This window comes from Streptomyces sp. ALB3 (assembly GCF_044385685.1).
In the GTDB taxonomy this organism is placed as follows: Bacteria; Actinomycetota; Actinomycetes; order Streptomycetales; family Streptomycetaceae; genus Streptomyces.
The window spans coordinates 192,338-205,598 of record NZ_JBISCE010000041.1; the positions used below are offsets into that span (position 1 = coordinate 192,338).

The 13,261-nt window shown below is 72.0% G+C and carries 13 protein-coding genes and 2 tRNA genes; 8 read left to right on the top strand and 7 right to left on the bottom strand.

Annotated features, from left to right (window positions below):
• Positions 1–37: 37 nt before the first annotated feature.
• Positions 38–802, bottom strand: coding sequence for an aspartate racemase/maleate isomerase family protein (locus ACHFIV_RS27350; RefSeq protein WP_398974371.1), 765 nt, complete (start codon positions 800–802; stop codon positions 38–40).
• Positions 803–984: 182 nt separating this feature from the next.
• On the opposite strand from ACHFIV_RS27350, the gene ACHFIV_RS27355 reads away from it, so the two are divergent.
• From ACHFIV_RS27355 to ACHFIV_RS27385, 7 genes are all read left to right on the top strand, one after another.
• A complete protein-coding gene (locus ACHFIV_RS27355) occupies positions 985–1,944 on the top strand; it encodes a D-2-hydroxyacid dehydrogenase (RefSeq protein WP_398974373.1) in 960 nt (319 codons plus the stop codon).
• Between the two features lie 218 nt (positions 1,945–2,162).
• Positions 2,163–3,065: an ectoine/hydroxyectoine ABC transporter substrate-binding protein EhuB gene (gene ehuB / locus ACHFIV_RS27360; protein WP_398974376.1), complete on the top strand. Its 903-nt coding sequence runs from the start codon at positions 2,163–2,165 to the stop codon at positions 3,063–3,065.
• A gap of 19 nt (positions 3,066–3,084) precedes the next feature.
• Positions 3,085–3,819 (top strand): ectoine/hydroxyectoine ABC transporter permease subunit EhuC, encoded by a 735-nt coding sequence (gene ehuC, locus ACHFIV_RS27365; protein ID WP_398974379.1) that lies wholly within the window; start codon positions 3,085–3,087, stop codon positions 3,817–3,819.
• The gene (gene ehuD, locus ACHFIV_RS27370) at positions 3,816–4,457 is read left to right on the top strand and encodes an ectoine/hydroxyectoine ABC transporter permease subunit EhuD (RefSeq protein ID WP_033299068.1); all 642 of its coding nucleotides are present in this window, start codon (positions 3,816–3,818) and stop codon (positions 4,455–4,457) included. Before ehuC ends, ehuD begins: the two co-directional genes overlap by 4 nt.
• Positions 4,447–5,280, top strand: a complete 834-nt coding sequence (gene ehuA, locus ACHFIV_RS27375; protein WP_398974382.1) for an ectoine/hydroxyectoine ABC transporter ATP-binding protein EhuA — start codon at positions 4,447–4,449, stop codon at positions 5,278–5,280. Before ehuD ends, ehuA begins: the two co-directional genes overlap by 11 nt.
• A gap of 175 nt (positions 5,281–5,455) precedes the next feature.
• A complete protein-coding gene (locus tag ACHFIV_RS27380; RefSeq protein WP_398974385.1) occupies positions 5,456–6,214 on the top strand; it encodes an IclR family transcriptional regulator in 759 nt (252 codons plus the stop codon).
• A 112-nt stretch (positions 6,215–6,326) separates the two neighbouring features.
• Positions 6,327–6,400 (top strand) — tRNA-Lys (locus tag ACHFIV_RS27385).
• A gap of 63 nt (positions 6,401–6,463) precedes the next feature.
• On the opposite strand, the gene ACHFIV_RS27390 is transcribed toward ACHFIV_RS27385, so the two are convergent.
• From ACHFIV_RS27390 to ACHFIV_RS27400, 3 genes are all read right to left on the bottom strand, one after another.
• Positions 6,464–7,054: a lytic polysaccharide monooxygenase auxiliary activity family 9 protein gene (locus tag ACHFIV_RS27390; RefSeq protein WP_398974386.1), complete on the bottom strand. Its 591-nt coding sequence runs from the start codon at positions 7,052–7,054 to the stop codon at positions 6,464–6,466.
• A 169-nt stretch (positions 7,055–7,223) separates the two neighbouring features.
• Positions 7,224–9,164, bottom strand: coding sequence for an SPFH domain-containing protein (locus tag ACHFIV_RS27395; protein WP_398974389.1), 1,941 nt, complete (start codon positions 9,162–9,164; stop codon positions 7,224–7,226).
• Between the two features lie 37 nt (positions 9,165–9,201).
• A complete protein-coding gene (locus tag ACHFIV_RS27400) occupies positions 9,202–10,491 on the bottom strand; it encodes a peptidoglycan-binding protein (RefSeq protein ID WP_398974391.1) in 1,290 nt (429 codons plus the stop codon).
• A gap of 168 nt (positions 10,492–10,659) precedes the next feature.
• Between ACHFIV_RS27400 and ACHFIV_RS27405 the strand changes: the two genes are divergently transcribed.
• Positions 10,660–10,733: transfer RNA gene (locus ACHFIV_RS27405), tRNA-Lys, on the top strand.
• 353 nt (positions 10,734–11,086) lie between these two features.
• Here ACHFIV_RS27405 and ACHFIV_RS27410 read toward each other — a convergent pair.
• From ACHFIV_RS27410 to ACHFIV_RS27420, 3 genes are all read right to left on the bottom strand, one after another.
• Positions 11,087–11,770, bottom strand: a complete 684-nt coding sequence (locus tag ACHFIV_RS27410; RefSeq protein ID WP_398974394.1) for a class F sortase — start codon at positions 11,768–11,770, stop codon at positions 11,087–11,089.
• Between the two features lies 1 nt (position 11,771).
• Complete coding sequence (locus ACHFIV_RS27415) at positions 11,772–12,335, bottom strand: hypothetical protein (protein ID WP_398974397.1); 564 nt, start codon at positions 12,333–12,335, stop codon at positions 11,772–11,774.
• A gap of 66 nt (positions 12,336–12,401) precedes the next feature.
• Positions 12,402–13,196: an HAD-IIA family hydrolase gene (locus ACHFIV_RS27420; protein ID WP_103514844.1), complete on the bottom strand. Its 795-nt coding sequence runs from the start codon at positions 13,194–13,196 to the stop codon at positions 12,402–12,404.
• Between the last annotated feature and the right edge of the window lie 65 nt (positions 13,197–13,261).

A 13,261-nucleotide genomic window follows, 5' to 3' on the forward strand; every position in this document is an offset into this window, starting at 1 on the left:
GCCGTTCCGGGACGTCCGCCCCGGCGGGCCGGGACGGCTACTCGCGTACTTCGATGCCCCGGGGCTCGGTGGCTCCCAGCGGGGGCTCGCGGGTCGCGAACAACGTGCCGAGCGTGGGGGCCCAGATGCGGCGTTCGGCCAGCCGGAGCCCCTCCCAGACCGCCACCTGGTTGGCGGTGAGGACCGGCTTGCCGAGGAGTTCCTCCAGCTCGGGCACGTGCGCGGCGGTGTGCAGGGCGTTGTCCGGGATCAGCACCACCTCGGCGTCGGGGTGGTCACCGGCCACGGCCAGCTGCTTCACGAGCTCCACGTCCGCGGCGGACGCCTCGGACGCCGTGATGATCCCGCCGCCCCGGGTGGCGGCCACCTCGACCCCGCCGGACTCCAGGAAGCCGGCGAACAGGGCGGCGACGTCCTCGGAGTAGGTCGCGGCGACCGCGACGCGGGAGGCGCCCAGTTCCCGCACCGCGTGGACGAAGGCGATGGACGTGCTGGACGCGGGGAGCCCGGCGGCCCTGGCCAGCTCGGCGGCCTGCTGGTGCGCCCCGTCCCAGCCGTAGGCGAAGCTGCCACCCGAACAGGCCCAGACCAGCGATTCGGCGCCGGCCATCCGCAGTTCCTCGACACCGGCGCCGAGGCGCTCGGGCGCTCCCGCCGTCCTCAGGTTCTCGGGCCTGCGGGCGTCCTCGTCGATGTCGGTGTGGAAGAGCGGCACTCTGATGTCGCTGTCGAGCAGGACCTCGATCCGCGGGAAGTCGTCCTCCGCGGCGTGGCCCGGGTAGAGAAGTCCTACGGTCGTCATGTCCATCCTTCCGGTGCGTCCGGATGTCCTGCCGGCACTCCTGTCACCGCTGCCCCCGCCTGGGACAAGTATTCCCCTTATGGCCCCGTATCGCCGCCCGCGCCCCGCGCGGCCGGTGGTCCCCACGCGGCGCGGAGGCCCAGTTGACGGGCGTGCGCCCCGGTGCGAGCGTGGTCGTTCCGATGACCACTCCCGTGATCCTGGTCCTGGACGCCGACCCGTCTCCGCGCCTCGGCCGGCTGACCGGCCGGGCCGTCGTCCGGTACGCCGACGAGCGGACGCTGGCCGCGCGACTGCCCGAGGCGGACGTGCTGCTCGTCTGGGACTTCACTTCCGACGCCGTCCGTGAGGCCTGGCCGGGCAGCGGGCCGCGCCCCCGCTGGGTGCACACGGCGAGCGCCGGCGTGGACCGGCTGCTCTGCCCGGAGCTGGCCGCCTCCTCCACGGTCGTCACCAACGCCCGGGGCGTCTTCGAACTGCCGATCGCCGAGTACGTCGCGGGGCTGGTGCTCGCCTTCGCGAAGGACCTCCCCCGCACGCTGGCGCTCCAGCGGCAGCACTCGTGGCGCCACCGGGAGACCCGGGGGCTCGCCGGCAGTCGCGCGGTGGTCGTCGGCGCGGGCCCCGTCGGCCGGGAGATCATGCGGCTGCTGCACGGCCTCGGCGTCCAGGTGGCGCTCGTGGGACGTACGGCGCGGCGCACGATCCACGGTATCGAGGACCTGGACCGGCTGGCGGCCGGTGCGGACTGGGTGATCGGCGCGGCACCGCTGACGCGGGAGACGCGCGGCATGTTCGACGCCCGCTTCTTCGGGCTGCTCCAGCCCTCCGCGTACTTCCTCAACGTGGGGCGCGGTCCGCTGGCCGTCGAGGAGGACCTGGCCGACGCGCTGCGCAGGCACTGGATCGCCGGTGCGGCGCTGGACGTGTTCCAGGAGGAGCCGTTGGGGCCCGCCAGCCCGTTGTGGGACGTACCCGGCCTGCTGGTGTCCCCGCACATGAGCGGGGACACGGCCGGCTGGCGGGACCGGCTCGGCGAGCAGTTCGTTTCGATGTACGAGCGCTGGGCAGCCGGTGAACCGCTCCCCAACGTGGTGGACGTGGGACGTGGTTACGCGCCCTCTCCGGACGTCCCGTCCTGAAGTACCGCACCGACGGGCCGTCATGGACCCGCGCAGCGCGGGGAACACGCCCCGCACACCCCCCGTCGCCCTGCGCCCATGACGAGACACGGGAAGGTCACCCTCCGGCCACCGTTCGGTTACATGGCGGCGCCTGCTGCATAGGTGTCCCGGATCGGGCAGGTGCTCACCCTGTCCGGACTGTTCGACACCCCGATTTCTCCAGGAGATTGCGAACCATGGCTGACTTCCCTCACCTGTCCCGTCGGGGCTTCCTCAATCGATCCGCGGCCGTGGGAGGTCTGCTCGTCGTTCCCGGGCTGCTCTCCGCGTGCAGCAAGACCGACGCGGGCGCCGCGGACGGCGAGGGCGCGCTCGACAAGCTCCGCAAGCAGGGCTTCGTCCGGGTCGCGTACGCCAACGAGGCTCCGTACGGCTACATGGAGGGCAAGGAGCTCAAGGGCGAGGCCCCCACGCTGCACCGGGAGATATTCAAGGCGCTCGGTGTCGACGAGCTGAAGCCCACCCTCTCGGAGTGGGACGGCCTCATCCCCGGTCTGCAGGCGGGCAAGTACGACGTGGTCAGCGCGGGCATGGCCATCACGCCCGAGCGCTGCGCCAACGCCCTCTTCTCGGAGCCGGAGTTCATCTCCCCCACCGCCATGATGGTGAGGAAGGGGAACCCGAGGAAGCTCACCGACCTGGCGTCCGCCAAGGCGGCCGGTGTCACCATCGGCGTGATGTCCGGTGCGGTCGAGGGCTCGTACGCCGAAGGCGCGGGCATCGCCGAGGGGAAGATCAAGACGCTGCAGAAGCCGCAGGACGGGGCGGACGCCGTCAAGGGCGGCCGGATCGACGCCTTCCTGCTCACCGGGATCTCGTTGCGCTGGCTCGCCAGGACGAACCCCGGCACGGAGGTCACCGAGGCCTTCGTTCCCGAGCTCGACGGGAAGAAGCAGTTCTCGCCGGGCGGTGCGGTGTTCCGTCAGGGCAACGAGGACCTGCGGGACTCCTTCAACCGGGAGCTCAAGAAGATCGTCTCGGACAGGTCCCGTTACGTGGAACTGCTGAAGGAGTTCGGCTTCGGCGCCACGGAGATCCCGCCGGCCACGCTCAGGACCGCCGACCTGTGCAAGGGCTGACGAGGGCGGAGCGCACCGTATGAGTGACTTCTTCTCCACCCTCGCCGACGAGTTCCCACAGGTCGGATCCGGCCTGTGGGTGACCGTCCAGGCCACGGTCCTGGGCTCCTCGCTCGCCCTGCTCCTGTCGTTCGCCCTCGGCCTGGCGGCCGGCAGCAGACTTCTCCTGGTGCGCGGGGTCTCCCGGACCGTCGTCGAGTTCTTCCGCGGCACCTCGCTCTACATCCAGCTGTTCTGGCTCTACTACGCGATGCCGCAGCTGACGGGCTACGAGCTGACGCCGGTCCTGTGCGGCGTCGTCGCCTTCGGCCTGAACTACGGCGCGTACGGGTCCGAGATCGTCCGGGGTGCGATCAACTCCGTGCCGCGCGCCCAGTACGAGGCGGCGGTCGCACTGAACATGACGCCCTTCCACCGGATGCGCAAGGTGATCCTCCCCCAGGCGTGGGTCCAGATGATCCCGTCCTTCACCAACCTGCTGATCCAGCTGCTGAAGTGCACGCCGCTGCTGTGGCTGATCTCCGCGGCCGACCTGATGACCGTGATCCAGACGGTCCGCGACCGCACGGGTGAGAGCCTCACCGCCTATCTGACGCTGCTGGCCGTCTACTTCGTCCTCGCCTACGCGCTGACGCTGATGATGAATCTCCTGGAGCGGACCGCCAAGCGGCGGCTCGGCCTGCACCCCGGAGGCAGGAGCCTGCTGAGGACCCGAAGCGCGGAGCCCACCCTGACGGCCGGAGGTGCCCGGTGACCACGTTCGACTGGGATGCCGTCGGGGAAGCCCTTCCCCTGCTGCTCGAAGGATTCCGGGTCACGCTCCTCGCGACCGTGCTCGGCACGCTCGTGGCCGCGGTGCTCGGCCTGGCGATCGCCGTGGCCGGGCGGGCGCCGTCCCGCTTCGTGACCGTGCCCGTGAAGGCGGTGATGGAGTTCATCCGCTCCACCCCGCTGCTGGTCCAGCTGGTCGGCGCGGCGGCCGTCTTCACCTCGGTGGAGCCTCTGACCATCGGCATCGTCGTGCTGGGCGTCCACTACGCCACGTACACCTCGGAGGTGTACCGGGCCGGGATCGACGGGGTGCCCAAGGGCCAGTGGGAGGCCTGCCGGGCCCTCTCGATGTCCCCGCGGCGCACCTGGCAGGCGGTGATCCTGCCGCAGGCGGTGCGCAACGTGCTGCCCGCACTCGGCAACTACGCCATCTCGATGTTCAAGGAGACCCCGTTCCTCGCCGTGATCACGGTGCAGGAAATGGTCTTCGAGGCCCGGAAGTACGGAGCCGACCACTTCGCGTACACCGAGGCGTTCACGCTCGCGGGCCTGGTCTTCCTGGTCGCGAGCTACCCCACCTCGCTGCTGATGAGAAAGCTGGAGAAGCGTCTTGGCCACTGACTCTGCCCCCCTGAAGGAGCCCGCGGACCGGGCTCCGGCCGCCGGGACGACCGGCGTGGAGCCGCTGGTCCGCTTCGACAAGGTCGTCAAGCGGTACGGCGACCACGTCGTCCTGGACGAACTCGACTTCACCGTGGAGCGCGGCGAGCACGTCACGCTGATCGGGCCGAGCGGATCCGGCAAGACCACGATCCTGCGGCTGCTGATGACACTCGAGAAGGTCAGCGACGGCGTGATCTGGGTGGACGGCTCACCGCTCTCCCATGTGCGCGGGCCGGACGGCTCGCTGAAGCCGGCGGGTGAGAAGCAGCTGCGGGAGTCCCGGAAGAAGATCGGGATGGTCTTCCAGCAGTTCAACCTCTTCCCCAACATGAAGGTGCTTCAGAACATCACGGAGGCCCCGGTCAACGTCCTGGGCATGGACCGGGAACTGGCGGAGGGCCGGGCCCGCGAGCTGCTCGACCTGGTCGGGCTCTCCGGGAAGGTCGACGCGCACCCCTCCCAGCTCTCCGGGGGCCAGCAGCAGCGGGTGGCGATCGCCCGCGCCCTGGCGATGGAGCCGGAGATCCTGCTCCTCGACGAGGTGACGTCAGCGCTGGACCCGGAACTGGTCGCCGGGGTCCTGGAGTTGCTGGGTGACATCGCCAGGACCACCGACATCACGATGCTCTGCGTGACCCACGAGATGAACTTCGCCCGGGACGTCTCGGAGAAGGTCCTGATGTTCGACGCGGGACGGGTCGTGGAGTCCGGTACGCCGGAGAAGATATTCACCGACCCCAAACACGAACGCACGCGCGAGTTCCTCAACGCGGTCCTGTGACCTTGCCTTCGGCATACCGCGCGTGACCTTGGCATATGCCAGGAGGGTGCGCCCCAGCTGACGGAGCCCGGGGCGCACCGACAACTCGCCGACACTCCCTCCTAATCAGCCACTTGGCGACTATCGTGGGTCGTGAGCATGCGGTCACACCTGGCAGAAGCCCTGAGGGGGACCCGTGGCGTTGAAGCCCGAGCCGAAGGCACCGTTCCATTCGGTGCAGTACGCCCTTCGCGTGCTCGAGTCCGTGTCCGCGCACGGCAGCGGGGTGACCGAGGCCCGGATCTCGCGCGAGACGGGACTGCCGACCGGCCATCTCGCACCCCTGCTGCGGACGCTGCGGCACGAGGGGTACGTCGAACAGGGCGCCGACGGCGCGTACATCCTCGGCTCGTCGCTCCTCGAACTCGGCTCCGGCGCCGCCCGCAGGCGGGCTCTGGAGGCGAGGCTCCAGCAGACGCTGGCGCAGCTGCGGGACACGGTCGGCGCGGCGGTCTACGTCAGCCGCTACGTCGACGGGGAGATCCGCGTCACCCAGGTGGCCGACGGACCTCGCACGCCCGCCGTCAACGAGTGGGTGGATTTCCGTGCGGCGGCGCATGCCAGCGCGATCGGCAAGTGCCTGCTGACGCAGCTCGACCAGAACGGCCGGCGCGACCACATGGCACGGCACCGGATCGCACGTCTGACCTCGCGGACGATCACGAGCGAGAAGGTGCTTTTCTCGAAGCTCGACAGCCAGCCGGCGACGGTGCCGGTGCTCGACCTGCAGGAGTACGCCGTGGGCACGGTGTGCGCGGCCGTCCCCCTGACGGCGGGCTCCTCCGCCGGGTGCCTGGCCCTCTCCCTGCCGATCGAGCACGCCCACCGGCTGCGGGCCGCGGCGGCCACGCTGAACCGGCGCGCGGCCCCGGTCATGCTGTCGCTGGCTCTCTGAGGAGGACCGGCCGGGGCCCGCGCGGCGGGAGTGTGGGGAGGGCCACGCGCGGGGGGCATGGGCACGTGTCATCAGCACCCCGGTGGACCAGGTATTATTTTCGAGTCAGCAGGCGCCGTTAGCTCAGTTGGTTAGAGCAGCTGACTCTTAATCAGCGGGTCCGGGGTTCGAGTCCCTGACGGCGCACCGACACCACAGTGGGCGGTCTCCTTCCGGGGAGACCGCCCACTGTGCGTCGTGCCGAGTCTGTCAGAACTGGACGTCGGAGCACGCGTAGAACGCGTTGGTGGTGTCCGCGACGTTCCAGACCGCCAGGATGACGTGCTTGCCGGTCTTCTGGGTGGGCATGGAGCCCTGGTGCGTCAGCGTCGCCGGGGGCTGCTGGTTCCCGTACGGCACCGTCATGAAGGGCTGCGATTCCAGCGCGGCCCTGGTGAGCGGCTTGGTGGAGTCCCAGCCGTTCTTGGTGATGTAGTAACGGAAGTCGCTCGTGGAGTGCCGGGCGGTGAACTGCCAGCGGAAGCTGTAGCCCTGCCCCGCGGTGACCTTGGTGGCGGGCCAGTTGCCCCCGCGCGGGTCGTCCAGCTGAGCGAACGTACCGTTCCCGCCGGCGCAGATCTTGCCGTCCGCCGGCCCTGCCGTCGGGAAGCCCTTGGGCCCCTCGACGCTCTGCGGCTCCCACTGGATGTTGCCGCAGCCGGTGACGGTGCCGTTGGCACAGAGCTTCTGCCGGCTGATGGGGGAATCCGTGTAGCCGTGGCTGCTGGCGCTGCCGGTCGCGAACATGGAGACGCCCGCTATCGCCAGGCCGATGACGGCGGCGCTTGCCCTTTTACGCATGCTGTGTCGCTCCTCGAGAACGTGGGGGAGTGTTCTGGGGATGTTCTGAGCCGTGCTGCGCGCCTCGGTCGTGCGGTCTAGACCAAGTCCAGATTATTGACGGGGCATGAACATGTCCAGACCAATGTGGATCGGGTTTCAGCGCGTTCTTCCGTGCAACCGGAAGCGGTCAGACCCCTTCCCCGCCGCTCCGGCCGGTGTAGAACGCCACTGTCAGGTCCCTGACCAGGGCCTTGTGTTCGTAGGCGTCGAGCTCGACGATGCCGCGCGCGGTCAGCCGGCCCACGGTGTCGTCCACCGCGTCGACCAAGGAGGTCAGCACTCCGTCGCGGTGCTTCGCGTCGATGGCCGCCACCCGGCACCTCTGCATCGCGGCTGCGACCTCGGGGGCGTACTCGATCGCGGTCGGCTGCGCGGAGTACACCTCGATGCCCACCGGCACGCAGTCCGCCTTGACCATGCGGGTCAGCGCGTCGCCCACCGCCTCCGCGTCGCGCAGGGTGCGGGTGTCCTCGTGGAAGGCGTCTGCGGGCAGCTGCGAGAGCACCCGGGCCAGCGCGGACTCCACCTGGTCGCTCAGATACCGCTCGTGGTCGGCGACACCGAGCACGGCCCGCGCGGTGTCCTCGACCCGCCAGACGACATGGACCACGGCCCGCAGCGCTGTGCCGCTCGCGTCCACGGCCGGCAGCGGCTCACTGCGCCAGTGCCGCAGGCGCACGTCGATCCGGCGCCGCCGCAGGAGCGGGGAGATCCAGAGCAGGCCGGTGCGCCGGACACTGCCCCGGTAGCCGCCGAAGAGCGTCAGGACCGAGGCGTGCCCGGCCCGGCCCCGCCCGAGACCTCCGAGCGCGAACAGCACCACGGCCGCGAGCAGCGCCAGCAGGGCCCAGCCCTCGGGGCCGATGCCGTCGTACGGGCGCGCCACGGGTCCGGACCCACCGGCCACGGCGGCGGGGAGTGCACCCTGCCACCCCAGCACGGCGAGGCCGGCGACCACCGCCGACGCGGCGGCGCACAGCGCGGCCCAGCCGGGCAGCACGGGGCCGGGCCGTTCGGTGAGCCGGGGGTCGGCGAGGGGAGCGGGCCGGGCGGGCCCCTGCGGCTGGGGGGAGCGGGGCAGGGGCGGACGGCGGTCAGCGGGCCGCCGCGTGCCACCGGCCGCGCCTGCGGGCCTGTCGCCGTGGTGGTCGTCGCGGAAGAGCAGGTGTACGGGGATGGCTGCGGTGGTCTCCGCGGAGATGACGGGCTGCCGGCGTCCCGCACCCCACCAGGCGACCGGGTCCGCGGCCCCGGCGGTGAGCGTCACCGGGGCGTGCTCCCCGTCACCGCCGGACGGGGCGGCACCGGGCGGGGGCTGCCGGAGATCCGGCGCCCCGTCCCCCGGTCCGCTCCCCCGGCGCCCGGGGACGACGACGGTGGCCGCCTGCCCCTCGGGGACAGTGACAGCGACCGCCTGGCTGCCTCCGGGTGCGACCGCTGACTCCTCGTCCGCGTGGAAGCCGGCCTCCGAGCCCGCGCGGGTGACGGCACCCGGTCCCGCGCAGGTCGCGGCCTCCTCTCCCCCGGCGGTCGCGGGCCGCGTGTCCGCCCCGGCACCCGCCTCAGCGTTCCCGTGGATGCCCGCCGCCGGGGCGTGCGAAGGCCCCGGAGCCGGCGACTCCGGTCCGTACGCGTGCTCCGGAGGGAGGCCCGGAGCCACGTCGGGGCCCAGCCCAGGCCCCAGGTCCAGGTCCAGGTCCAGGTCCAGGTCCAGGTCAAGGCCCAGGTCAAGGTCCAGGTCCACCGGGTCGGCCGCCCCGGCGGCCGGGACCGCCCGGCCGACTCCGGCCACGGCGTCCAGGGCGGGCCGCAGATCCGCCGGGATGTCGTCGTCCTCCGGCACGGGCGGCACCACGCCGGGCCCGGCGGACGCGTCGTCCGCCACGGCCACGGCGGGCTCCCGCACCGGTTCCGGCTCCGTGCCGGGCCCCGGCAGCACGGCCGGGCCCGCCTCCGTCGCGGGCGGCGCCTCCGCCGGCGCGTCCCCGGCGCCGGGCCCGGGCACGATCCGCACGTGCCGCTCGCCCAGCTCGTCCCATTCGCCCCGTACGTTTTCGATGGATCGCATTCCCGCCTCCGTCATGTCCGTTCCGTCACTCGATCCGTCACGCGAAGAGCCGTCGCCACGTCTCAGGCCCCGGGTAGCCGTCGGCCGCACTCCCGCTCCAGCCCTGGGCGCGCTGGAAGGCCTCGACGTTGCGGCGGTCCGCCTCCGTCCAGCGCGGGCCGGGGCCCGACGTGTAGTGCGCGCCGTATCCCTTCTTCACCAGCTGGATCCCGAGCCGTTCGACGTGGCTGCCGGCCTGCCCCGGCCGGAAGGAACCCCTCCCGGGGTACGCCGTGGCCCCGCCCGGGCCGGCGTCCGGGCCGGCCGGGATCCTGTGACCGGTGCCGCTCACCAGGAGGCTCCAGGTGACCGGGCCGGGGATGCCGTCCGCGTCCCTGCCCTTCCACCCCTGCGCCAGCTGGAACGCCCGCGTCGCCCGCCTGTCCGCATCGCTCCAGCGCGGCCCCGCGCCCTTCGTGTAGAAGCGCTCGCCGCCCTGCGCGATGAGCAGGTGTCCGAGCCGGGTCACGTGTGCGTTGTCCGCACCGGGGCCGAACGCCGCGGCTCCGGGGAACGCGGTGGCCGCGCCGCTGCCGCCCGTGCCCGCGCCGCTGACGACGCCCTTGTAGCGGTAGGCCACGTACTTGGAGGAGTTGCTCCAGTACGCCATCGGCGTCGTCGCCTTCCGCGCGTGCGGGCGGGTCAGCTCGTACGCGAGGTAGTGGCTGTGCGTCTGGTCGGTCCAGCCGCCGAAGACCGTGACGTGTGACCCCACCGCCGGGTCGGCCGGGTTGTGGAAGAGGAGGATGTCGCCGGGCTCCAGGTCGGCCCGGTCGATCCTCGTCCCGAATCCGGCCAGGCTGCCGGTCCACTCGTTGGTACCGAGGTCCCAGGCCATCGACACGAAACCCGAGCAGTCCTGCCGGTAGCCGTCCGGCCAGTACGCCGCCATGTCGTAGGGGACCTTCGCGGTAACCCACGCCTGCGCGCGGGCGATGATCTCGGCCCGGGTCGTCGTGCGCGACGCCGTATCGGGGGCGGGCGGCGGCTCGGTGGCTCCGTCGCCGTTCAGTGGCCCCGCCGGGCCCTGCGGGGTGACCGGCTGCGGATCGGCCGCCGTCCCCGCCCGGGCATCCCGCCCGCCGGCCGTGGCGGCGGCCTGGCCCGCCCCGCAGGACAGGACCACTCCCGCCGCGGTGACCAGCACCAGCGCCCGGCGCGCACCGTGCGCGGCGGCGTGCCCGCCGTGGCGCACGGGCAGCGAGGCTGCGGTACGGCGCTGCCGGGCACAGCCCGGACAGCCGCAGTCGGCAGCGGGTTCGTACTCCTCGAAGACCGGCGCGGTCATGGGGCTCCTCTTCCCTCGGAAGCCGTCAAGATCTTCCGTTTGCGAACTTCTCCGGCACAGGCCATCGTGACGGACTAAAGGGAAAAAACGACCATCCGACAGGCCGTACCGGAGCAGAATTGGTCAGGAGCACTCCCGCGCATCGGGTAAAGTTCTCCAGGTCAGCAGGCGCCGTTAGCTCAGTTGGTTAGAGCAGCTGACTCTTAATCAGCGGGTCCGGGGTTCGAGTCCCTGACGGCGCACGCAAGACAGAGGCCTCCTCACCGAGTGTGAGGGGGCCTCTGTCGTGTCCGCACCGGCGGCCACCGGCCAGGTCCCGCTGTCCGCATCCCTGACGCTCCACCAGGATCAGGACATTCTGCCGAAAACCCTCCGCGCGCCATATGTCACCGGCCTACAGTGTCCGTCAGCGCGAACGACCCGACCTCCCGTGTCGTGCCAGGGCCACTCCCGCGGTCCGGGCACCGCGGTCGAGGACCGGCCCGGGCGGCGACCCCGAGGGGGAGCGGGCGCCGGCCGGGCCGGGCCGGTCCGGGGATCCCGGGGAGCGCGGCGCTCGCACCGCACCGCACGTACGCACGTGGTCCGCGCTCGCCTACGCGCTCTTCCCGGCGCTCTTCCGCGCGGTCCTCTCCGCCGTCAGGTAAGCGGAGACGACGACGTTGGCCGTGTAGGAACGGGACGCGCGGTCGTACGTGCCGCCGCAGGTGATCAGCCGGAGTTCGGCACGCCCGTCCATGCGCGGACCGTACGCCTTCTGCGCGTCGAACCGCTCCCGGGTGAAGACCTGGACGTCGTCGATGGTGAACTCCGCGACCTTTCCGTCGGACCGGTTCACCCGGACCTTCTCACCCGGTCTCGCGGTGCTGAGTCCGTAGAAGACGGCGGGCTTCGTCTCGGTGTCGACGTGGCCGACGAAGAGCGCCGCGCCCTCGGTGCCGGGCTCCGCACCCCCGGCGAACCAGCCGACGGCGCCGGGCGTCGCGAACGGCGGCGGCTCGATCGCCCCCTCACCGTCCAGCCCGCGTCGCACGACGGTCGCGTCGATCCCGATGGAGGGGATCTCGACCCGCTGCGGCGCGGCGCCGTCGAGCGGATCGTGAGCCGGGGGGAGCGGTACGCCCAGGGGGCGGCCGACCGCCGCGACGTCACCGGTCGTCGGTGCGGAGTAGCCGGCGGTGGCCGCGCGGCCGAACAGCCACAGTCCCAGCAGGAGGACGGCCCAGGCGACGCCGGTCAGCAGGCGTCCGGTGCCGGCCGGACGCTCCGGGGCGGACACGTCAGTGCTGCGCCGGGCGGCGGCGGCGCACGCTGCGGAACGCGACCGCGACGGCCGCGACGGCGCCCAGTCCGAGGCCGGTCAGGGCGTGCCGGGTGCCGGGGCCCTCGTCGGCGGTGGCTCCTTCGGCGAGCACCGCGGTGCCTCCGCCACCGGCCCGTACGGGGGCGACGGGCGAGGGGCGGCCTCGGTGGACGACGGTGACCGTGCCGGTGGCCTTGCCGTGGCCGTCCTTGCAGGTCACCCAGATCTCGTAGTCGTCGGGGGCGGCGTCGGGGCGGATCCGGGCCTCGGCGACGAGGCCCCCGCCGCCCGCCGGCACGAAGCGCGCCTCGGACTCGAACGCCTCGGAGTCGCCCCGGGCCGACCTGCCCTTGCCGCAGGCGTCGACCCGGAGTTCCACCTCCCCGCCGGGGGAGACACGGGACGGACTGACGAAGACCGTGCCCGGACGGTTCCCGTCGCCGGGGTCGGCGATCCGGGAACCGGCCAGGGCGGCGGACGCGGGAAGGGCTATCGTCCCGGCCACCACTGCGGCACAGAACGTGAGGGACAGTGAACGCATCGTAAACCTCCTGAGGGAAGGTTCACGCGTGGGGCGGCGTCCCGCATCCGCTGTAGCCCGGTCGGGTCACGGCAACGGCAGGTCGACGAGGTCGACGAGGTCCGCGATGGAGTCGACGACGGTGGAGGGCCGGAAGGGGTACCGGTCCATGTCGGCCTCCGTGGTCAGGCCGGTGAGGACCAGGAAGGTCTGCATCCCCGCCTCCAGCCCCGCGAGCACGTCGGTGTCCATCCGGTCGCCGATCATGGCGGAGGTCTCCGAGTGGGCACCGATGGCGTTGAGCCCGGTCCGCATCATGAGCGGGTTGGGCTTGCCGGCGAAGTACGGCGCCTTGCCCGTGGCCTTGGTGATCAGCGCGGCGACCGAACCGGTCGCGGGCAGCGGGCCCTCGGCGGACGGGCCGGTCTCGTCCGGGTTGGTGCAGATGAAGCGGGCGCCGCCGTTGATCAGCCGGATCGCCTTGGTGAGCGCCTCGAAGGAGTAGGTCCGCGTCTCTCCCAGGACGACGTAGTCCGGCTCGTGGTCGGTGAGGACGTAGCCGATGTCGTGCAGCGCGGTGGTGAGTCCGGCCTCGCCGATGACGTACGCCGTGCCGCGCGGCCGCTGGTCGTCGAGGAACTGGGCGGTCGCCAGGGCGGATGTCCAGATGTTCTCCACCGGCACGTCCAGGCCCATGCGCTTGAGGCGCGCGTGCAGGTCACGGGCGGTGTAGATGGAGTTGTTGGTGAGGACCAGGAAGGGGAGTCCGGAATCCCGCAGCCGCTTGATGAACGCGTCGGCCCCGGGGATCGGTGTGCCCTCGTGGATGAGGACACCGTCCATGTCGGTCAGCCAGGACTCGATCGGCTTGCGCTCTGCCATGTGACGGGCTCCTGCCGTACGCACTGTGCACGCGGGGTGCTGGACGCCGGCGGCACCGCGCTGTG

Excerpts from the sequence above, each read along its gene's own strand:
- ACHFIV_RS27350 (WP_398974371.1), bottom strand. The coding sequence starts at position 802 with ATGACGACCGTAGGACTTCTCTACCCGGGCCACGCCGCGGAGGACGAC.
- ACHFIV_RS27355 (WP_398974373.1), top strand. The coding sequence starts at position 985 with ATGACCACTCCCGTGATCCTGGTCCTGGACGCCGACCCGTCTCCGCGC.
- ehuB (WP_398974376.1), top strand. The coding sequence starts at position 2,163 with ATGGCTGACTTCCCTCACCTGTCCCGTCGGGGCTTCCTCAATCGATCC.
- ehuC (WP_398974379.1), top strand. The coding sequence starts at position 3,085 with ATGAGTGACTTCTTCTCCACCCTCGCCGACGAGTTCCCACAGGTCGGA.
- ACHFIV_RS27390 (WP_398974386.1), bottom strand. The coding sequence starts at position 7,054 with ATGCGTAAAAGGGCAAGCGCCGCCGTCATCGGCCTGGCGATAGCGGGC.
- ACHFIV_RS27395 (WP_398974389.1), bottom strand. The coding sequence starts at position 9,164 with ATGCGATCCATCGAAAACGTACGGGGCGAATGGGACGAGCTGGGCGAG.
- ACHFIV_RS27400 (WP_398974391.1), bottom strand. The coding sequence starts at position 10,491 with ATGACCGCGCCGGTCTTCGAGGAGTACGAACCCGCTGCCGACTGCGGC.
- ACHFIV_RS27415 (WP_398974397.1), bottom strand. The coding sequence starts at position 12,335 with ATGCGTTCACTGTCCCTCACGTTCTGTGCCGCAGTGGTGGCCGGGACG.
- ACHFIV_RS27420 (WP_103514844.1), bottom strand. The coding sequence starts at position 13,196 with ATGGCAGAGCGCAAGCCGATCGAGTCCTGGCTGACCGACATGGACGGT.